Raw genomic sequence first — 19,138 nt, 5'->3', positions numbered from 1 at the left:
AGGACAGTCGCTTGCCGCGGACCAGGGGAATGAGGTTGCGTTTCGCCGCCCATACTCCCGGTCCACCGGTTCCGTCACAGACGGTCGTATGGTCCAGTCATCCAATGGATTGTCCATTCCAAGAATTCCACCATCCAAGGTGACCACCATGTACAAGTACGCTCTCCTCGCCGCCCTCGCGATCACCGGCCTCGCCGCCTGCAGCCAGCAGGACGAATCCCAGCAGCAGCCGACCGAACAGGTCGCCGCCGCGACCAAGCCGAGCGATCCGAACGACACCAAGGCGTGGAACGCCTACCTCGGCCAGATCGTCCAGAAGAACATGCAGGGCATGACGGCTGACCGTCCGTTCCCGTACCTGGTGCCGGCCGGCGACAACGACGACGCCAATGCGCTGCGTCAGCGTCAGCTCGAGCAGGTGCAGGACACCGTCGCCCGCGGCGTACTGCCGGGCAACATGCTGGTGTTCGCCGGCCCGGATTCGGCCAAGACCGCCGAGTTCGTCACCGATGCCTTCAAGGACGCCAAGCCGGGCGCGTTCAAGGACGTGATCGTGCTGGTGATCGGCGATGCCGGCGACAAGGACAAGGTGACCACGGTGCTGCAGCCGACCGGTGCCACCATCCGCTATGTGAACATGTAAGTTCCGGTTTTCCGGGGCGATTCCAGGGCCCGCGGCGCGCAAGCGCCGCGGGCTTTTGGTTTTTGGGGCGAGAGGCGAGAGGCGGAAGACGCTTTGTCAAAGATATGCAGCAGCCTCTGGTGGTTGGACTTTTGCGCCCTCATAACTCGGCTCTCGCCCCTTAACTGCCCGTCCCGTGTTGCCGTACCGTGTAAACTGAAGCGATGTCCCTGAAAATCCTCGATACCTGCGTCAATTGCGACGTCTGCGAACCGGTTTGTCCGAACAAGGCCATCTCGCTGGGCGAGGAGTACTACGTGATCGAACCGTCGCTGTGCACCGAGTGCATCGGTCACTACGACGAACCGCAGTGCGTGGACGTATGCCCGGTCGAATGCATCATCGTCGACCCCGAGCACACCGAATCCAACGATCAGCTTGAACTCAAGTACCGGCACCTGATGGCCCAGGGCGGTGCATCCACCAAGGACAACGCATGAAGCATCCGCTTAACTGGCGCGTGACGCTGCTGGCCCTGCTTGTTTCCTCCAGCGTCGCGTACGCCGACAGCCGCCCGGCGGCGGCTCCAGCGCCCGCTGTCGCGCCCAAGGTTGTCGCGCAACATCCCGGCCATGCCGGTATCGCCAGTGCGAATTTCCATGCGACGGACGCTGGCCTGGAAGTGCTGGCCAAGGGCGGCAATGCGTTCGATGCGGCCATTGCAGTGGCCTCCACACTTTCCATCGTGGAACCGGAAAGCTCGGGTATCGGCGGCGGCTTCATGGCGGTGCTGCACCGCGCTTCCGACGGCAAGGAAATCTTCATCGACGCGCGCGAGACCGCGCCGGCCGCGGTGAATACCAAGGATTACCTCAACAAGGACGGCTCGCCCAATCGCGACACCGCGCTCAATGGCCCGCTTTCCGCAGGCATTCCGGGTGAGCCGGCCGGCCTTGCGTGGCTGGCCAGGCATTACGGCAAGCTGCCGCTGAAGGATTCGCTGGCGCCCGCCATCCATCTTGCGCGCGATGGTTTCCAGCCGGACGGTCGCCTGATCAACGCCATTACCGAACGCCAGGATGACATCCGCCGCTGGCCGGCCTCCGTCGCCAAGTACCTGCCCGACGGCAAGCCGCCGGTGGCTGGCCAGACGTGGCGCGACCCGGATCAGGCGCGCACGCTGGAAATCCTGGGCGAGCAGGGCGCGGATGGTTTCTATCGTGGCGAAGTGGGCAAGAAGCTGGTGGACGCCGTGCGCGCCGCCGGTGGCAATTGGACGGCCAAAGACCTGGAGAGCTACCAGGTCAAGGAGCGCACGCCGATCACCGTCGACTATCGCGGCTATCGCATCGTCACCGCGCCGCCGGCATCGTCGGGCGGCGTGGCGGTGGCGGAAATCCTGAATATCCTCTCCGGCTATGACCTGACCAAGCTCGATGAAGCGCATCGCACGCATCTGGTCATCGAAGCCATGCGTCGCGCGTTCCGTGATCACAACGACTACCTCGGCGATCCGGACTTCGTGAAGATGCCGCTGGACATGCTGCTGTCGCCTTACTACGCGGCCGGCCTGCGCATGACCATCCTGCCGGACAAGGCGACGCCGTCGTCCATGCTGCCTGGCAGCACGGGCATCGATCCGGGCATGCACACCACGCATTTCTCGGTGATCGACAAGGACGGCAACATCGCCTCCATCACGCTCACCGTGAACTACACCATGGGCTCCACGTTTGTGGCCGCCGGCACCGGCGTGCTGCTCAACGATGAGATGGACGATTTCGCGCTGGTGCCCAACAAGCCCAACGTCTATGGCCTGCTCGGCAGCGCCGCGAACGCGCCGGAGCCGGGCAAGCGCATGCTGTCGTCCATGACGCCCAGCATCGTGTTCGGTGCCGACCGCGTGGCCGCCATCGGTTCGCCGGGCGGTTCCACCATCATCACGCAGGTGCTGGAAGGCATCCTCGCCTTCATCGACGGCAAGGACGCGGCAGGCATCACCGCGCAGAAGCGCTACCACCACCAGTACATGCCCGACCGCGTGGACGTGGAGCCGGGTGCGTTCGATGCGGCGACCACCGATGCGCTGACCCGCATGGGTCATACGCTGAAGGAGCGCAGCCCCTGGGGTTACATGAACGTGGTGACGTGGGATCTGAAGACGAACAAGCTTGATGCGGCGAGCGATCCGCGCCGCGAGTCAGGCCTGGGCAAGGTGCAGTAACGATGGAATGGTGGTCGCTCATCGGCAACTCGCAAAAGCTTGATGGCGGCGCCATGTTTGTTCGGCCCATCCATGGGCCTCACCCCGCGCTGCGCGCGGGGCCGCCTTTGGCGTCCGGATTCGCTCCCGGCGAATCCGTGGCAACGCGAGGTATTTGACGTGGAACTCTGGTCTCTTGTCGGCAATTCGCAGAAGCTTGATGGCGGTGCCATGTTCGGCAACGCGCCTCGGGCGCTGTGGTCGCGCTGGATTGCGCCGGATGCGGAGAACCGCATTCCGCTCGCCTGCCGCTGCCTGCTGGTGAAGGGGCTGAACGGCAAGAACGTGCTGTTCGAAACCGGCATTGGCGCCTTCTTCGAACCCGCGCTGCGCGAGCGCTATGGCGTGGTGGAAGACCGCCACGTGCTGCTCGATTCGCTGGCGGAAGCGGGGCTCACGCACGAAGACATCGATGCCGTGGTGCTGTCGCATCTGCACTTTGACCATGCCGGTGGCCTGCTCGCGGCTTGGGAAGAAGGGCAGGCGCCGCGCCTGCTGTTTCCGAACGCCACCTACATCGTCGGTGCGGAGCATTGGCGCAGGGCCTTGTCGCCACATCCGCGAGATCGTGCGTCGTTCGTGCCGGAGCTGCAGCCCTTGCTGGAAGCCAGCGGGCGGTTGGAGCGCGTGGAAGGCGAGCATTCCAAAGCGTTGGGCAATGCCGTGCGGTTCAGCTATTCGGACGGCCATACGCCCGGCCTGATGCTGGCCGAGGTGGGCGGAGTGGTGTTCTGTGCCGATCTCATCCCCGGCCGCTTCTGGGTGCATTTGCCCATTACCATGGGTTACGACCGGTACCCGGAAAAGCTGATCGAGGAAAAACGCGCTTTCCTGGACGACAAGCTGGCCCGCGACGTGCGGTTGTTCTTCACGCATGATCACGATTGCGCGGTGGCGCGCGTGGTGCGGGACGAAAAGGGTCGTTACGGCACCACGGAAGAAAAGCACGACATGCGAGGACAGGCGGCCTGACGGTCGCCCACAGGGGGAGGGGCCACAATGCAGCCTTGGTTGGGACGCATACTGGGTGTGCTGCTGTTGCTTGCGGGTGCGGGACTGGTGGCGATGACCGAGCAGGGCCTGCTCGACAATCGTCATGCATCCGACCGTCACGGCGGGCAGATTCTTGATCTTGGCGACGGTGGTGCGCCTGGCGCAGGCCATCACGGCAACCTGGTGCGTGTCACCGGGCCGGTGCGCGTGGTGGAGGAACCGTTCGATCCCGAGTTTGGCCAGCACACGCATGCGCCGGTGATGATCCGTCACGTGGAGATGTTCCAGTGGCGGGAAATCCGTGTCGGTGGAGATGTGCATTACGAGCTGGACTGGGTGGATCGTCCGGTCGATTCGCGTCGATTCGCACAGCCGTCTGGCCATCTGAACCCGGAGCGCTTTCCGCTGGAAGGCAAGCAATTCGACGCCGGACAGGTGCGCGTGGGCAATTACTCGATGTCGCCGCCGCTGCTGCATGCGCTGCCGGGCGGTGAGCAGATCACGCCCGACATCAAGACGCTGCCTGCCAACCTGGCCGCGAGCTTTTCGGGCAACGGCAACTATTTCACGACCAGCATTCACCCCGAGCAACCGCGTTTGGGTGATCTGCGCGTGAGCTGGGAAGCCATCCCATCGCAGGTGGTGACGGTGTTCGCGCAGATCAGCGGCGACCAACTGGTGCCGTCGATGAGTGCGATGGACGGCAAGGGTTTCGACGTGCAGGTGGGTGAACGTTCACTGGTGGACGTGGTGCCCGATGTTCCCGCGCCGCCGTCGTTCGTGTGGCTGCGCCGCATCGCTTCGCTGCTGCTGGCGATACTCGGTGCGTTGCTGTTGTTGCCCGAGCGTCCCCGCACGCATCACGACATGTTGCTTGCCGTGGGAAGCGGTACGTTGCTGGTGTCTGCCGTGGCCTGCGTGATGTGGCTGGGCACCGACATGGCCGTGGGCGGTGCATGGTTCCTGCTGGCGCTGGCCGGCATGGGGCTGGCGGTGTGGAGGCTGCGCGCAACCGCCGCGTGATGTCGTAGAAGCCAAAGCCACCACTGTGGGAGCGCACCCTGTGCGCGACAGTCCTGCGGAGCGGTACAACGAAGCGCTGCGGTCGCGCACAAGGTGCGCTCCTACAGTGTGCCTCTGACTCGTCAGTTGGGATTAGTTCGCGCGCTGGCCGGCATGGGGTTGGCGCTGCGGAGGCTGCGTGATGCCGACCTGGAACTGTAGGAGCGCACTTTGTGCGCGACAGTCCTGCGGAGCGGTACAACGAAGCGCTGCGGTCGCGCACAAGGTGCGCTCCTACAGTGTGCCTCTGACTCGTCAGTCGGGATTAGTTCGCGCGTTGGCCGGCATGGGTTTGGCGGTGTGGAGCTTGCGCGCGATGGTCGCGTGATGTCGTAGAAGCCAAAGCCCCCACTGTGGGAGCGCACCCTGTGCGCGACAAGCCTGGTACAGGGAGGCGCTGCGGTCGCGCACAGGGTGCGCTCCCACAATGTGGCTGTACGCGCGATGGCAGGGATCAGTTCGGGCGCTGGTCGGCAAACGCGTAGACGTGATCCGCCCACTGCGTGGCTTCCAGGTAGATCGCCGCCATGCGACGGATCACCTGCGGCTGCACTTCGCCGCCGCGCAGGTTGCCGGCTTCCCAGTCGCGGATCTGTTCCAGCAACGGAGCGAACGGGCCCTTGTTTTCCAGCAGGGCGCTGCTGATTTCGCGAGCGAGCGGCAGGTGCCACAGCACGAAATCCATCGGTGCTTCCATCATCGCGTCCAGCAGCGAGAACAGGCCGGCGGTGAAGGCCATTTCACGCTGTTCGGACGGCATGTGCTGGGCAAGCTTTTCGCACATGTGTGCGCGAATCAGCGCGGCGCGCAGCAGTTCCGGCGGACGATCGCCGGTGCCGCTGAGTGCCATGGTGTAGATCCAGTTGCGCAGGCGGGCAGCGCCAAAGAAGATCGCAGCCTGCTGCACGGACTTGAGCTGGCGCGGCAGCGCGAAGTACGCGGAGTTCACGCAGCCCAGCAGCTTGTAGCTGAGGATGGCGTCGTCGCGCACGATCTGGCCCAGCTCGACCGGTCCCGGGTTGCCTTCCTGCAGCGCCTTCATCAGGCGCAGCAGGCTCAGGCGGCTGGCGGCGAGCACGGGTACGGCCACCGGTTCGGGCTTGAGCAGGAACTGGCCCTGGATCGCCTGCAACGGCAGCGATTCGCAACGGTGATAGGTGTCGTGATCGTCCACATGGCCGGCAACGACGTGCGTGCCGCGCGCATGCAGGTATTCGCTGCGCGAGCGCAGCGTGGCCGGGTCGAGTTTGCTGGCATCAAGGCGCACGAACTGCACGATCTTGAGCAGCGGCTCCACCGCCGGATTGAATTCGAGGGTAGTGTCGCCGGCATCGAGCATCAGCGGGCAACCGCGCTGCGCCATGCGCGCAAGACGTTCCACCAGCGCGATATCGGAAGCCGCTTCCGGACGCAGCAGCACGCCGAAGCGCGGCTGATGCTGCAGCACGTCGGTTTCTTCCATCAGCAGCTCGTGCGTGAGCTTGAGGAAGGTGCGGTTGCCGCGCACCAGGCGCGCGAGCGCGCCGTCGGTGATGGTGGCCAGCGCACGGCGCATCAATACGTCTTCGTCTTCCGCATCGTTCTGGAACACGATCTCGTAGGCGAAGAGTTCGCGCTTGCTGTCCAGCATGGGCAGGCGAATCACCGGCAGCGGCAGTTCGCTGGCGGCGGAGACGTCCTGGGCAGAGGGGATGGCCGCAGCTTCGCTCATGGTCGGTCGATGTGGTCGCAGTGGTTGAGTGGGGCGGCGTCTACCGCCGACAAACAAAGACGTGAAAAAACGAGGCCTAGGCTTCGGCCAACGGTTGCGAACGCAGGCTCGTGCGCAGGTCACCCGCGCGGCCGTACACGCTTGCTTCGGTTTCGTTGCCGGTGAGCACCGCCAGTGCCTTGCGTACCTGCTGCAGGCGGATACCGACGAGGTAGCCGTTGCGCTGGTTGAGCTGCTGGCAGGCGCGCAGCGACTGCAGGATGTCTTGCCACTTGGGCGCCAGTGCGCGGCTGGCTTCCGGCGCGCCCTGGCTCAGCTGCACGCGTTCGCTGTCGAGCTGCTCCAGCCGCATCATAAGTTCGTGCTTGCTGGCGCCGGACTTGTTCAGCGCGTCGACGTCGGCGGTTTCCAGCGCATTGCGCTCGGTGTGGAGCGCATCCACCAATTGGTCCACTGCCAGCCGCATCTCGTCGACCGCAGCCGTCAGGGCATGGTCCAGTTCGGCTTGCAGGGATGCGTTCATGACTTGCCGTTGAGCTGGTTGTCGAGCGAGATCATGCGGTCGGCGATGCGACCCGCGTCGACTTTGTACGTGCCGTTCGCCAGCGACTGGCGAATCTGCTCGACCTTTTTCGTGTCCATGGTGGCACCGCTGTTCGTGCGGGATGCTTCCTGCAGGGCGCGAGCGGAGTCGGTCAGCTGCACGCGGTCGTTGGTGCCCGCGCTGCTGGTGGTGGCGTCGCTCGCCGTGGTGGTGGAAGTGCCCTGCGTAGCGCTGCTGCCCTGGCCGGTGGGGGCCTGGGGAAGCTTGGGCAAACCGTTGTTCGAGATAGTGGTATTCATGGGTCCGTTCTCTTGTTTCTGGCCCTGTTGATGACAGGATCGGCCGGGCGGCCACAAACTTTAATGGTTCTTGCGACGGGTTCAGGGAAGGGCAAGCACCTCGCCCGGCGCCATCACCATCGCATCGATCACCTTGCCGGAGCTGCCGTTGCGCACCTTCAGGCGCGAACCGCTGTCCCCGCCACCCAGCGCGACGCCGCTGGCACGTACCTCGATGCCGTTCAGGCGGGACACCAGCTGTACCTGGTCCCCGGCCTTCACGGCGCTGCGTCCGCCCAGGGCGGCTGGCGTTACCACGCTGCCAGCACCCAGGGCGCGTGACAGCGTACGTCCTTCCAGCTCCGCCATGTTGTCGATGTAGCCATAACCCAGGCGTGTGATGTCGCGTTCTTCGCTGTGCACGTCGTCGGCACGGATGCCGTCGCCGCGCTGGAGCGGATGCACCACCACCAGCACCTGCCGGAATACCTGGAGCTGCACCGGTACATGCATGGTCCAACCATCCGTGCCCGGGCACTGCACCAGCACGTTCATGCGTGGCATGAGCCGGGCACCGGCCTGCAGGCCCACCTTGAGCGCGGCGGGGCAGGGCGTGAGCTGCAGCGTGCGCGTATCCAGTTCCGCTGCCTGCGCAACGACACGGCTGCCGGGCGTCTGGTACTGGCCCAGCAGCCACTGTTCCGCCGCCACGCGCGCCGCCTGTGCCGGTTCGGCGGCATGGGCGGGCAGCGCGAGTGCGCCGAACAGCAGCAGGGCCAGCGGACGCGGGGTCATAGGTCGGCCAGCAGCACGTTCAATTGGGTCAGCAAGGCCTCGCGCTCGCCTTCGAGCTGCTGCATGAGCTGGCCGGCCTGATCGAGCTGGCCATCGCACAGCAGCGTGGCGAAGGTATTGCCCTGTTCGCGCAGGCGCGCACCCGCAGCCGACAGCGCGCCTGCGGCAGGGTTGCTGCTGCGGGTTGCGGTGAGGCGATCCAGCGTGCGGGTAAGTGCCTGCGTGTCGAACCAGCGACGATCCAGCGCGGCAGGTTCCTGCAATGCCAGTTCCATCGCCTGGCGCAAACCCTGCGCCGACTCGCGAACGGTCAGGCTGAGGCTGGCGGGGTCTTCGCCGCTTTCCGTTTCCAGCCATTCCAGCGCGAGGCGATGACCAAGCAGGGCGCCGCGGCTCAACGCCTCGGACTGGCGCGTGGCCTCGGCCGACCGGCGATGCCACGCACCGAGCGCGGCCTGTGCGGCCACGGCACGCGCGTGCTGGGCATCCTGATTCTTGTGCATGGTGCCGATGCGCTCGCCGATCTGGCGCAGCGCTTCGCCGCTGTCGCGCAGCGAGGTCTCGGTCTGCGTAAGGCCACCTTGCGCGCGGTCCAGGCGCGACAGGCCCTGCTGCACGTCGCCATCGAGCTGCTGCGAGAACTCGCCGATGGAGCCGGTGACGGCTTCGATTTCGTTGGTGGCCTGGCTGGTCTTCTCGGCCAGCTGCTTCACTTCGTCCGCGACCACGGCGAAACCGCGACCGGCTTCGCCAGCGCGCGCCGCCTCGATGGCCGCATTGAGTGCCACGAGGTTGGTCTGGTGGGCGATCTCCTGCACCACGCCGGTGAGCTTGCGGATCTGCGCCACCTGCTCGGCCAGCTTGCTCTGGTTGCGGTTCATGGCCGACAGCGCGGTGCGCAGCAGGCGCAGCTGGCCGTCGAGCTCGCTGGCGCTGCGTTCGCTGGACTCGCCGGTCTGGCGGGCATAGTCCAGGCCGGTGCCGATCTGCTGGAGTGACGTCGAGATTCCGGCGCTGCCGTCCGTCAAACGGCCGACGTCTTCCCGGCTCTGCTGCGCGGACTGGTGCATGGACGCCTGCTCGCGTGCCAGCTGCTGCGAGGCGCCAAGCACCAGGCCCAGCTGCTCCATGGTCTGCATGGCGACGGCTGCTGGCGGCCGGCTGGTGAAAACGGTCGCCAGCAACGGCGCCAACGCCTGCGCGGCGCGCGGGTGGCGGGTCGACAGCTGCGCGACCTTCGCCTTGTCACCTGCCGCGGCGGCGCTGGCGAGTTCGGCGAGATGCTGGCTCCAGATGAGACTCATGGGTCGATCGTTCCTTCCTATAAGGGTCGCCTCCGGCATCGGCGGCGAATGTCGGAACTTGAGAAGCAAGCGACGTGCCATGGGTCATTCGCGCTCTCAAGCCGCCGCGTTCGCGGCCGATACGCGGGAGAGAAAAGGCGGCGATGCCGCGACGAAGGAATCCGCATGAGTGCGTGGATGGACAAGGTGGAGCAGCAGACCCGGCTGGCGGGCCATAACCGCATCGCCATGCTGCTGTTCCGCATGGGCGATGAGCAGCTGTTCGGCATCAACGTATTCAAGGTGCGCGAGGTGATGCGCCGCCCGCCCATGGAGCGCATGCCTGATGCCCATCCGTTGATTGCGGGCAGCTGCGATTATCGCGGCACCACCATCCCCGTGATCGACCTGGCCGTGGCCCTGGGTTACCCGTCGCTGCGCGACGTACCTTCCGCCCACCTGATGGTCACCGAGTTCAGCCGCAGCGTGCAGGGCTTTCTGGTCGCCGAACCGCAACGCATGGTGCATTGCGAAGGCGAGGCCATGGCCGCCCCCGCGGCGGCGCTGGGCTTCGGCAGCCGCGTCAACGCCGTGACGCGCGTGGACGGCGCCCTGGTGGCGGTGGTGGACGTGGAACACGTGCTGGCCTCGCTCAACGCCACCACCACGGAACTCTCCGCCCCGATGCAGCGCATGGCCCGCGTCCATGACCTGCAGCCCCGTCGCGTGATGGTGGTGGACGACTCCCTGGTCGCCCGCAACCAGCTGGTGAATCTGTTCCGCCAGATGGACGTGGAATGCGTGATTGCGCAGGACGGCCGCGAGGCATTGGAGCGGCTCGAGGCGCTGGCCGAGTCGGAGGGTGACGACGCGGTGACCCTGGTGGTGTCGGACATCGAGATGCCGCGCATGGACGGCTATGCGTTGACGAAGGCGATTCGTGAGGCGCCGTCGCTGCGCAGGTTGAAGGTGGTGCTGCACAGTTCGATCAGCGGCATCTTTAACGAAGCGATGGTGCGCGAGGTGAATGCGGATCGCTTTGTGGCGAAGTTTCAGCCGGATGTGTTGGCGCAGACGGTGTTGGAGTTGATGCCGGAGAAGTTTGGGGAGTTTTGAGGTTTGGTGGTCGCGAGGCCTCCACGCTCTTGGCTCCCTCTCCCCTTTGGGGAGAGGGTTGGGGTGAGGGGCGGGTGCTCGCGGGAACGGTTCTATCCCGCGCATCCATCCTGGCTATAACGTTTCTATCCCTCATCGCCATCCTCGCGATGACGCGCCTATCCCTCACCGTCATCATCACGATGACGTCTCTACCCCTCACCGCCATCCTTGCGACGCCGTCTCTACCCCTCACCGTCATTCCCGCGAAGGCGGGAGGCGCTTTTCAACGGCCGAAGGGCCGGTCATCCAGTGACTTTGCCTTTGGGTTCTTTTGCGGCCTTTCCGCAACCTGGCTCGCCTGCCGCGGGCTTCCGACCTCCTGCCGGAGGCCGGGTCACTTTTCTTTGCTTGCCCAAAGAAAAGTAACCAAAAGAAAGGGCACCCCGGATGACGCGCCTTCCGGCCTCCGGCCTCCAGGTCCGCGTGCGGGTTGCGGGGTTTGTCGACAGGGCATCCTGCCCTGACGACAAACTGGCTCGCATCCATGCGAGCCACCCTGCGGGCTATTCCTTCACCCGCACGCCGCTGTCATACGGGGCCCGGAAGAGCGAACAGCGAACAGCGAACAGCGAACAGCAGGAGCCAATGCTTGACTTGGCGGTGGTTTCTCAAGCGCCCGCCCCTCACCCCAACCCTCTCCCCGAAGGGGAGAGGGGGTGAAGAAACGCGCCGCGGGCATAGCCTCAAATCTCTTCGCGACAACCTTCCGACACCCGCCACCAACGCGTCGCGCCCGATCATCGACGCGCGTCAATAAAGCGCCGCCGTTCCGTCGCCATTCCTCGCAAACCCAGTCATACCAACGCTTTTCAGCGATGGCATGCCGTTTGCTATCAGTGGTCATGTGTCACCCATGGCGGGTGACCGATGGCAAACGACAGGAACGGGATTCACATGGCTCAGAACGAGCAGGCGGAAAACAAGGCGGCTCCGAAGAAGGGGGCGAACAAGCTCGTGATCGGCATGGGTGTGGCGATGCTGGCGATGGCGGGTGGTTCCGCTTACGTGGTGCTGGGTGCGCATCACGGCAGCCAGGGCGGTACTGAACCGGAAGAGCCGAAGGTGGTGATGTCCAAGCAGGAGCAGTACCTGACGCTGGACCCGCCGTTTGTCGTGAACTTCAAGGACGACCAGTCCATGCGCTTCCTGCAGGTGGGCGTGAGCCTGATGTCGCACGATGCGGCCTCGCTGGCTGCTGCGAAGGAAGCGGACCCGGTGATCCGCAATGCGCTGGTCATGCTGTTCAGCAGCCAGGACTACACCATCCTCAGCGACGCTGCGGGCAAGCAGAAGTTGCAGGCACAGGCGCTGGATGCCGTACGCAAGATTCTTGAGAAGCGCCTCGGCCGTCCCGGCGTGGAAGCGTTGTATTTCACCAGCTTCGTGATGCAGTGACGGGAACGCGTCGATGAGCGACCTGCTTTCACAGGAAGAAATCGATGCCCTGCTCGACGGCGTGGAAGGTGGCGCCGTCGAAACGGGCAACGATGAGCCGTTGCCGCCCGATGCGGTGATCACCTATGACTTCACGCAGCAGGACCGCATCGTGCGCGGTCGCCTGCCGACGCTGGAAATGGTCAACGACCGTTTCGCGCGCTTCTTCCGCAGCGCGATTTTCGGCGTGCTGCGCAAGACCTGCGAAGTCTCGGTGCTGGGCGTGAAGATGGTGAAGTTCGCCGAGTACGTGCATGCGCTGACCGTGCCGAGCAACTTGAACCTGGTGCGCATCAAGCCGCTGCGCGGTACCGCGCTGGTGGTGATGGAGCCGCGCCTGGTGTTCACCGTCATCGACAATTTCTTCGGTGGTGATGGCCGCTTCCACGCACGCATCGAAGGTCGCGATTTCACGCCGACGGAAAACCGCGTGATCCAGATCGTGCTGGCCGAGCTGTTCGCTTCCATGGTGGAAGCGTGGGCACCGGTGCTGCCGCTGAACTTCGAGTACCTCAATTCCGAAATCAATCCGCAGTTCGCCAACATCGTCAGCCCCACCGAAACGGTGGTGGTGTCGAAGTTCCATATCGAACTCGATGGCGGCGGCGGTGAAGTGCACCTGACCCTGCCGTACGCCATGGTCGAGCCCATCCGCACGCTGCTCGATGCTGGCGTGCAGAGCGACCGCGTGGACCGCGACCATCGCTGGGCAGAAAACCTGCAGGACGAAGTGCTGGACGCCGAAGTGGAGCTCAGTTCGCTGCTGCTCGAAACGCGCGTGAGCATCGGCGACTTCCTTCGCCTGCGTCCCGGCGACGTGCTGCCGGTGCAGCTGCCCGAATTCACCACTGTGTTTGCCGAAGACGTGCCGGTGTTCCGTGCGCGCTACGGCCAGAACAACGGCCGCAACGCCGTCCGTTTTCATGCGCCGACAGGCCGCCGCGAAATACGCCTGTCGACCGAACCCACCCTGGAGATTGACCCCGCATGACCACCAACGACGCCGCCTCCGCCACCCAGCGTGTCGAGTTCGACCAGCTCAGCGCGCCCGTGGCCGATGGTTCCGATGTGAACCTGGACATGATTCTCGACGTACCGGTCACGCTCGCCATGGAAGTGGGCCGTACGCGCATCAGCATCCGCAACCTGTTGCAGCTCAACCAGGGTTCCGTGGTGGAACTGGACCGTTCAGCCGGCGAACCGCTCGACGTGTTCGTCAACGGCACGCTGGTCGCCCACGGTGAAGTGGTGGTGATCAACGAACGCTTCGGCATTCGCCTTACCGACGTGATCAGCCCGGCTGAACGCGTGCGCAAGCTGCGGTGATCTGAATGATGCTTGCGCTTGTCCTTCCCGTCGCTGCTGCGCCCGAGATCAATGTCGGTGGCGAACTGGTGCGCGTATTGCTGAGCCTGCTCGGCATCGTGGCGCTCATCTTCGCTGCCGGCTGGTTCAGTCGCCGCTTGCAGGCGCGCGCCACGCCGGGCGGACGTCGCCTGCGTTGCGTGGAAACCATGACGGTGGGCGCACGCGATCGCCTGATGCTGATCGATGCCGATGGCAAGCGTCTGCTGATCGGCGTGGGGCAGGGCGGCATGCGCACGCTGCACGTCTACGAAGGTTCGGCGCCTGCGCCGGAAGCCAGTCCGCAACCGCCGATCGCGCCGTTTGGTGACGTGCTGGCCCGTTGGAAGCGCAAGTAATGAAGGTTTCCCGTTGGATTCTCCTGGTGTTGCTGCTGGTGTGCCCGGCGTTGCTGTGGGCCGCGCCGGCCATGCCCGCGATGCCGTCCATGCCGCAGATGCCCGCCTCGGGTGCCGGCATTCCCGTGCTGACGGTGCAGAACGCACCCGGCGGCGCGCAGAACTGGACGCTGTCGCTGCAGGTGCTGGCGCTGATGACGGCGCTTACGTTGTTGCCGGCCGTGCTGCTGATGATGACGTCGTTCACGCGCATCATGATCGTGCTGAGTTTTCTGCGTCAGGCGCTGGGCACGCAGTCCACGCCGTCCAACCAGATCCTGCTTGGCCTGTCGCTGTTCCTCACGCTGTTCGTGATGTCGCCGGTGTTGAGTCACGCGTACGCCGACGGCGTGAAGCCGTATATGGATGGCCAGATGGCCGCGGAGCAGGCCGTTCCCGCTGCTGCGGCGCCGTTCAAGCATTTCATGCTGGACCAGACGCGTGACGCGGACCTCCAGTTGTTCACGCATCTGGCCAACGAACAGCCCTATGCCAGCAAGGACGACGTGCCGTTTCGCGTGGCCATGCCGGCCTTCGTCACCAGCGAGCTGAAAACCGCGTTCCAGATGGGCTTTCTGCTGTTCATCCCGTTCCTCATCATCGACCTGGTGGTAGCCAGCGTGCTGATGTCGATGGGCATGATGATGGTGTCGCCCACCATCATCTCCCTGCCGTTCAAGATCATGCTGTTCGTGCTGGTGGATGGGTGGACGCTGCTGCTGGGGACGTTGGCGGGGAGCTTCTACACATGATCCATACGTACTTCTCGCCCGTGGCTTCCGCTCTTGATCGTCATTCCTGCGAAAGCAGGAATCCAGCGCCTTTGCATGGCCTGACGATTGAAAAGCGAAAGTCACTGGATCCCTGCTTTCGCAGGGATGACGATGAGGAATGCCATGCGCGCATGCGTGTTGCGGCGCTTGTCGCCTCGTTGTCGCAAGCGAAGCTGGAGCGCGCGCCATGACGCCTGAATCCGTCATCGAATTCGGCCAGCACGCGCTCTACGTCGCCATGATGGTGGCCGCGCCGCTGCTGCTCACCGCGCTGGCCGTCGGCCTCATCATCGGCGTGGTGCAGGCCGCCACGCAGATCAACGAAATGACCCTGAGCTTCATCCCCAAGGTGATCGCCATGGCGGCGGTCGCGCTGATCACCGGTCCGTGGATGCTGCGCACGCTGGTGCAGTTCACGCGCCAATTGATCGAGAGCCTGCCAGGGGCGGTGAAGTGACCACGGTACAGCTCGCCCAACTGCAGGGCTTGATCGGATCGCTGCTGTGGGCGATGGCCCGCGTCGGTGGGCTGTGCCTGACCGCCCCGGTGTTCGGCGACTCCGTGCTGCCCCAGCGTTTTCGCCTGGGCATCATGCTGATGCTTGCGTTCGTGCTGGCGCCACTGGCGCCGACCACCATCAATCCCATGTCGGCCGATGGCATCGCCACCATGGTGAGCCAGGTGCTGATGGGCGCGTCGATCGGCTTTGTGTTGAAGCTCGCGTTCGAAGCCGTGTCATTGGGCGGCCAGCTGGTTGGGCAGAGCATGAGCCTGGGCTTCGCCGAAACGGTGGACCCGCGCGGTGGCGGCAGCTCGCCAGTGCTCAGCCAGTTCTACCTGCTGATGGTGACGCTGCTGTTCCTGGCCATGAATGGCCACCTGCAATTGATCTCGCTGCTGGCCGACAGCTTTCGTGCCTTGCCGCCCGGCCAGCCGGTGATCGACACCAAGAGCCTGTACGCCGTGGTGACGTTCGCCACGCATTTGTTTGGTGGTGCGGTGCGCGTGGCGTTGCCGGCCATGACGTCGTTGCTGATGGTGAACATCGGCTTTGCCGCGATCAGTCGCGCGGCGCCTTCCATGAATCTTTTCGCGGTGGGTTTTCCCATCACGGTGACCCTGGGTTTCGTCGCGCTGTGGCTGTCGCTGCGCAGCGTACCGGGTGCGTTCGAATCGTTGCAGAACAGCGCCTGGTCGCTGATGCACGAACTGGCCGGCGGTTGAGGACAGCGCCATGGCCGAGAACGACGATCAGGAACGCACCGAACAACCTTCGGAAAAACGCCTGCGCGAATCGCGCGAGAAAGGCGATGTTCCCCGATCCCGCGACCTGTCGGGTGCGGTGGTGGTGCTTGCCGGTGTGTCCGCGTTGATGAGCGGCGGCGAAGCCGCGATGGATCATGTGCGGCGCATCTATGGGTTGGGTTTGAGTTACGGGCGTGATGCGCTGTTTTCCGATCAGCTGCCCGGACGCGTGCTGTCCATGGCCATGCACGAGGCGTTCGGGTTGTTCGCGCCGGTAGCCTTGGCCACGGTGCTGGCTGCACTGGCGGCGCCGCTGTTGCTGGGCGGCCTGAATTTCAGTGGCGAAGCGTTGCAGCCGAAGTTCGAGCGGCTCGATCCCATTGCGGGCTTGGGTCGCATCTTCGCCATGCGTGGTCTGGTGGAGCTGGGCAAGTCGTTGCTGAAGCTGTTGCTGATCGGTTCCGTGCTGGTGATGGTGCTTCGCAGCTGGCAGACCGACCTGATGGCGACGGGTGTGGGCGAAGTCGGCGCCGGCACGGTGCGTGCGATGAGCCTGCTGGGTCATGGCGCCTTGCTGTTCGGTTCCATTCTCGCGCTGATCGGCGGCGCCGACGCGCTGTACCAGAAGTTCGATCACACCAAGCGCCTGCGCATGACGCGCCAGGAACTGAAGGACGAATCGAAGGAAAGCGACGGCAACCCGGAACTCAAGGGCCGCATCCGCCAGATGCAGTTCCAGATGGCGCGCAAGCGCATGATGCAGGAGCTGCCCAAGGCCGACGTGCTGATCACCAACCCCACGCATTTCGCCGTGGCGTTGCGCTACGACGAAGGCCGCATGGGTGCGCCGCGCGTGATCGCCAAGGGCATGGATGAACTGGCCTTGCAGATACGCCTGGTTGCATCCAGTCATCGCATTCCCACGGTGGAAGCACCGCCGCTCGCGCGCGCGCTGTACGCCACCACCCAGATTGATCGCGAGATTCCCTCGGCGCTGTACGTGGCCGTGGCGCAGGTGCTCGCGTACGTATTCCAGCTCAAGCAGGCGGTTTCGCGCGGCGACACGCCGCCGAAGGCACCGCAACCCGATGTCGATCCGGACCTGATGGGTCCCTACAAGCTCTGAGATAAGTGATGGCTAACGCAAGCACGCTAGGCACCCTGAAGACGCTCGGCCGCCGTGGGCTCGGCGCGCCGGTCATCATGCTCGCCGCATTGGCGATGATGATGTTGCCGCTGCCGCCCTTCATCCTCGACATGCTCTTCAGCTTCAACATCGCGTTGTCGCTGGTGATCCTGCTGGCGGTGATCTACGTGATGCGTCCGCTGGAGTTCGCCGCGTTTCCCACCGTGGTGCTGATGGCCACCTTGCTGCGCCTGGCGCTGAACATCGCCTCCACGCGCGTGGTGCTGCTGCACGGCCACGACGGCCCCGGCGCGGCAGGCAAGGTGATCGAGGCGTTCGGCGAGTTCGTCATCGGTGGCAACTTCGCGGTCGGCCTGGTGGTGTTCGCCATCCTCACCATCATCAACTTCGTGGTGGTCACCAAGGGTGCGACACGCGTGTCCGAAGTGACCGCGCGCTTCACCCTGGATGCCATGCCCGGCAAGCAGATGGCCATCGACGCGGATTTGAACGCCGGCCTGCTCAACCAGGAACAGGCGCGCGAGCGTCGCCAGGAAGTGCGCGAGGAAGCCGACTTCTACGGCTCGATGGACGGTGCCTCCAAGTTCGTGCGCGGCGACGCCACGGCCGGCATCCTGATCCTGATCATCAACATCGTCGGCGGTTTCTTCGTCGGTATCCTGCAGCACGGCCTTTCCGCCGGCGAAGCGGCGAAGACGTACACGCTGCTCACCATCGGTGACGGCCTGGTGGCGCAGGTGCCGTCGCTGATGCTGTCGATTGCGACCGCCGTGATCGTGACGCGCGTGTCCAAGTCCACCGACATGGGTAAGCAGCTCGTGGGCCAGTTGTTCGGCCAGCCGCGCGCACTCGGTGTGGCCGGTGTGGTGCTGGGCGTGATGGGTCTGCTCCCGGGCATGCCCAATATTGCGTTCCTGTTGCTGGGTGGCACGTGCGGTGGCGCGGCGTGGCTGATGATCAAGCGCGAACGCGAAACGCAGGAGCGCGTGGCCAAGGCCGCCGCCGAAGTACCCGCGCCCGCAGCGGCGCCCACGGAGCGCCTGGAGCTGGGTTGGGAAGACGTGGCCAGCGTCGATCCGCTGGGCCTGGAAGTGGGTTACCGGCTCATCCCGCTGGTGGACACGCATCAGGGCGGCGAATTGATGGGTCGCATCAAATCCGTGCGTCGCAAGCTGTCGCAGGAACTGGGCTTCCTGGTGCCGGCGGTGCACATCCGCGACAACCTGGATCTGGGTCCCAACACGTATCGCATCACGCTGATGGGCGTACCCATGGGCGAGGCGGAAGTGCACAACGATCGCCTGATGGCGATCAACCCGGGCCGCGTGCAGGACGGCCTGCAAGGCATTCCCACGCGCGATCCGGCGTTCGGCCTCGAAGCCATGTGGATCGAACCCGGCCAGCGCGAGAACGCACAGAGCCTGGGTTACACGGTGGTCGATCCGGCCACGGTCATCGCCACGCATCTGTCGCACATCCTGCAGAGCCACGCGCACGAACTGCTCAGCCACCAGGACGTACAGCAGCTGCTGGATCGTCTCGCCGAGAGCGCACCCAAGCTGGTCGAAGACCTGGTGCCCAAGCGCCTTTCACTGGGCGTGGTGGTCAAGGTCATGCAGAACCTGCTGGCCGAGCGGGTGCCGATCCGCAACATGCGATCCATCGTCGAATCCTTGGCGGAGCACGCAAGCCAGAGTCAGGATCCCGGCGCGCTTACCGCCGCCGTGCGCGTGGCACTGGGTCGCCAGATCGTGCAGGAGATCTCGGGGCTGGGCACGGAGATCCCCGTCATCACGCTCGCACCGGAACTGGAGCAGATCCTGCTTGGTTCCCTCGCAAATGGCGGTGTGGCGGGCGCTGCGGTGGAACCGGGCCTCGCCGACCGCTTGCAGCAGGGTGTTGCCGAGGCGTCGCGCAAGCAGGAAATGAGCGGCGAACCCGCGGTTTTGCTGGTCGCGCCGCAGCTGCGTCCGTGGCTCGCGCGCTTCACTCGTCATGTGGCACAGAACCTGCACGTACTGGCCTACAACGAGGTGCCGGACAACCGCAGAGTGCGTTTGGTCCAGGCGCTGGGTCGCTGAAAAAGCA

General features: G+C 64.9%; 21 protein-coding genes. 16 read left to right on the top strand and 5 right to left on the bottom strand.

Annotation, left to right across the window (positions count from 1 at the left end):
* Positions 1-148 precede the first annotated feature (148 nt).
* The 5 genes from DK366_RS02760 to DK366_RS02740 all read left to right on the top strand — a co-directional run bounded on the left by DK366_RS02760 (position 149) and on the right by DK366_RS02740 (position 4,901).
* Positions 149-643, top strand: a complete 495-nt coding sequence (locus DK366_RS02760) for a hypothetical protein (RefSeq protein WP_109124261.1) — start codon at positions 149-151, stop codon at positions 641-643.
* A 203-nt stretch (positions 644-846) separates the two neighbouring features.
* Entirely contained in the window at positions 847-1,122 is a 276-nt protein-coding gene (locus DK366_RS02755) for a YfhL family 4Fe-4S dicluster ferredoxin (RefSeq protein WP_109123995.1), read from the top strand.
* Entirely contained in the window at positions 1,119-2,846 is a 1,728-nt protein-coding gene (gene ggt / locus DK366_RS02750; protein WP_109123994.1) for a gamma-glutamyltransferase, read from the top strand. Before DK366_RS02755 ends, ggt begins: the two co-directional genes overlap by 4 nt.
* A 159-nt stretch (positions 2,847-3,005) precedes the next feature.
* Complete coding sequence (locus DK366_RS02745; RefSeq protein WP_109124260.1) at positions 3,006-3,857, top strand: MBL fold metallo-hydrolase; 852 nt, start codon at positions 3,006-3,008, stop codon at positions 3,855-3,857.
* Between the two features lie 27 nt (positions 3,858-3,884).
* Complete coding sequence (locus tag DK366_RS02740) at positions 3,885-4,901, top strand: TMEM43 family protein (protein WP_109123993.1); 1,017 nt, start codon at positions 3,885-3,887, stop codon at positions 4,899-4,901.
* 493 nt (positions 4,902-5,394) lie between these two features.
* Here the strand turns inward: DK366_RS02740 and DK366_RS02735 are convergent, their stop codons facing one another.
* The 5 genes from DK366_RS02735 to DK366_RS02715 all read right to left on the bottom strand — a co-directional run bounded on the left by DK366_RS02735 (position 5,395) and on the right by DK366_RS02715 (position 9,572).
* Positions 5,395-6,651, bottom strand: a complete 1,257-nt coding sequence (locus DK366_RS02735; protein ID WP_109123992.1) for an HDOD domain-containing protein — start codon at positions 6,649-6,651, stop codon at positions 5,395-5,397.
* Between the two features lie 76 nt (positions 6,652-6,727).
* Positions 6,728-7,174, bottom strand: coding sequence for a flagellar protein FlgN (locus DK366_RS02730; RefSeq protein ID WP_109123991.1), 447 nt, complete (start codon positions 7,172-7,174; stop codon positions 6,728-6,730).
* On the bottom strand, positions 7,171-7,494 hold the full coding sequence (gene flgM, locus DK366_RS02725) for a flagellar biosynthesis anti-sigma factor FlgM (protein ID WP_109123990.1): 324 nt from the start codon (positions 7,492-7,494) through the stop codon (positions 7,171-7,173). Before flgM ends, DK366_RS02730 begins: the two co-directional genes overlap by 4 nt.
* 81 nt (positions 7,495-7,575) lie before the next feature.
* On the bottom strand, positions 7,576-8,268 hold the full coding sequence (gene flgA, locus DK366_RS02720) for a flagellar basal body P-ring formation chaperone FlgA (protein ID WP_109123989.1): 693 nt from the start codon (positions 8,266-8,268) through the stop codon (positions 7,576-7,578).
* A complete protein-coding gene (locus DK366_RS02715) occupies positions 8,265-9,572 on the bottom strand; it encodes a methyl-accepting chemotaxis protein (protein ID WP_109123988.1) in 1,308 nt (435 codons plus the stop codon). Before DK366_RS02715 ends, flgA begins: the two co-directional genes overlap by 4 nt.
* Before the next feature lie 165 nt (positions 9,573-9,737).
* Between DK366_RS02715 and DK366_RS02710 the strand changes: the two genes are divergently transcribed.
* From DK366_RS02710 to flhA, 11 genes are all read left to right on the top strand, one after another.
* Positions 9,738-10,667 (top strand): chemotaxis protein, encoded by a 930-nt coding sequence (locus tag DK366_RS02710; RefSeq protein WP_109123987.1) that lies wholly within the window; start codon positions 9,738-9,740, stop codon positions 10,665-10,667.
* A gap of 936 nt (positions 10,668-11,603) precedes the next feature.
* Positions 11,604-12,104: a flagellar basal body-associated FliL family protein gene (locus DK366_RS02700; protein WP_109123985.1), complete on the top strand. Its 501-nt coding sequence runs from the start codon at positions 11,604-11,606 to the stop codon at positions 12,102-12,104.
* 13 nt (positions 12,105-12,117) lie between these two features.
* Entirely contained in the window at positions 12,118-13,134 is a 1,017-nt protein-coding gene (gene fliM, locus DK366_RS02695) for a flagellar motor switch protein FliM (protein WP_109123984.1), read from the top strand.
* Positions 13,131-13,469, top strand: a complete 339-nt coding sequence (fliN, locus tag DK366_RS02690) for a flagellar motor switch protein FliN (protein ID WP_109123983.1) — start codon at positions 13,131-13,133, stop codon at positions 13,467-13,469. The genes fliM and fliN overlap by 4 nt, the downstream gene beginning before the upstream one ends.
* Positions 13,470-13,474: 5 nt before the next feature.
* Positions 13,475-13,846 carry a flagellar biosynthetic protein FliO gene (fliO, locus tag DK366_RS02685; RefSeq protein ID WP_232820881.1) on the top strand — a complete coding sequence of 124 codons (372 nt, stop codon included), beginning with the start codon at positions 13,475-13,477 and terminating at the stop codon, positions 13,844-13,846.
* Positions 13,846-14,637, top strand: a complete 792-nt coding sequence (gene fliP, locus DK366_RS02680; protein ID WP_109123982.1) for a flagellar type III secretion system pore protein FliP — start codon at positions 13,846-13,848, stop codon at positions 14,635-14,637. The genes fliO and fliP overlap by 1 nt, the downstream gene beginning before the upstream one ends.
* The gene (locus DK366_RS21090; protein WP_157956432.1) at positions 14,634-14,849 is read left to right on the top strand and encodes a hypothetical protein; all 216 of its coding nucleotides are present in this window, start codon (positions 14,634-14,636) and stop codon (positions 14,847-14,849) included. Before fliP ends, DK366_RS21090 begins: the two co-directional genes overlap by 4 nt.
* On the top strand, positions 14,846-15,115 hold the full coding sequence (gene fliQ, locus DK366_RS02675; protein WP_109123981.1) for a flagellar biosynthesis protein FliQ: 270 nt from the start codon (positions 14,846-14,848) through the stop codon (positions 15,113-15,115). Before DK366_RS21090 ends, fliQ begins: the two co-directional genes overlap by 4 nt.
* Positions 15,112-15,882 (top strand): flagellar biosynthetic protein FliR, encoded by a 771-nt coding sequence (gene fliR / locus DK366_RS02670; RefSeq protein WP_109123980.1) that lies wholly within the window; start codon positions 15,112-15,114, stop codon positions 15,880-15,882. The genes fliQ and fliR overlap by 4 nt, the downstream gene beginning before the upstream one ends.
* A 10-nt stretch (positions 15,883-15,892) precedes the next feature.
* Positions 15,893-17,029: a flagellar biosynthesis protein FlhB gene (gene flhB / locus DK366_RS02665; RefSeq protein ID WP_109123979.1), complete on the top strand. Its 1,137-nt coding sequence runs from the start codon at positions 15,893-15,895 to the stop codon at positions 17,027-17,029.
* Between the two features lie 8 nt (positions 17,030-17,037).
* A complete protein-coding gene (gene flhA / locus DK366_RS02660; protein ID WP_109123978.1) occupies positions 17,038-19,131 on the top strand; it encodes a flagellar biosynthesis protein FlhA in 2,094 nt (697 codons plus the stop codon).
* The last annotated feature ends 7 nt before the right edge of the window (positions 19,132-19,138 follow it).

This window comes from Dyella sp. C11 (genome assembly GCF_003121485.1).
Lineage (GTDB): Bacteria > Pseudomonadota > Gammaproteobacteria > Xanthomonadales > Rhodanobacteraceae > Dyella.
Note: the sequence above shows the minus strand (reverse complement) of the source record. Positions and strands in the feature narration are given on the sequence as shown.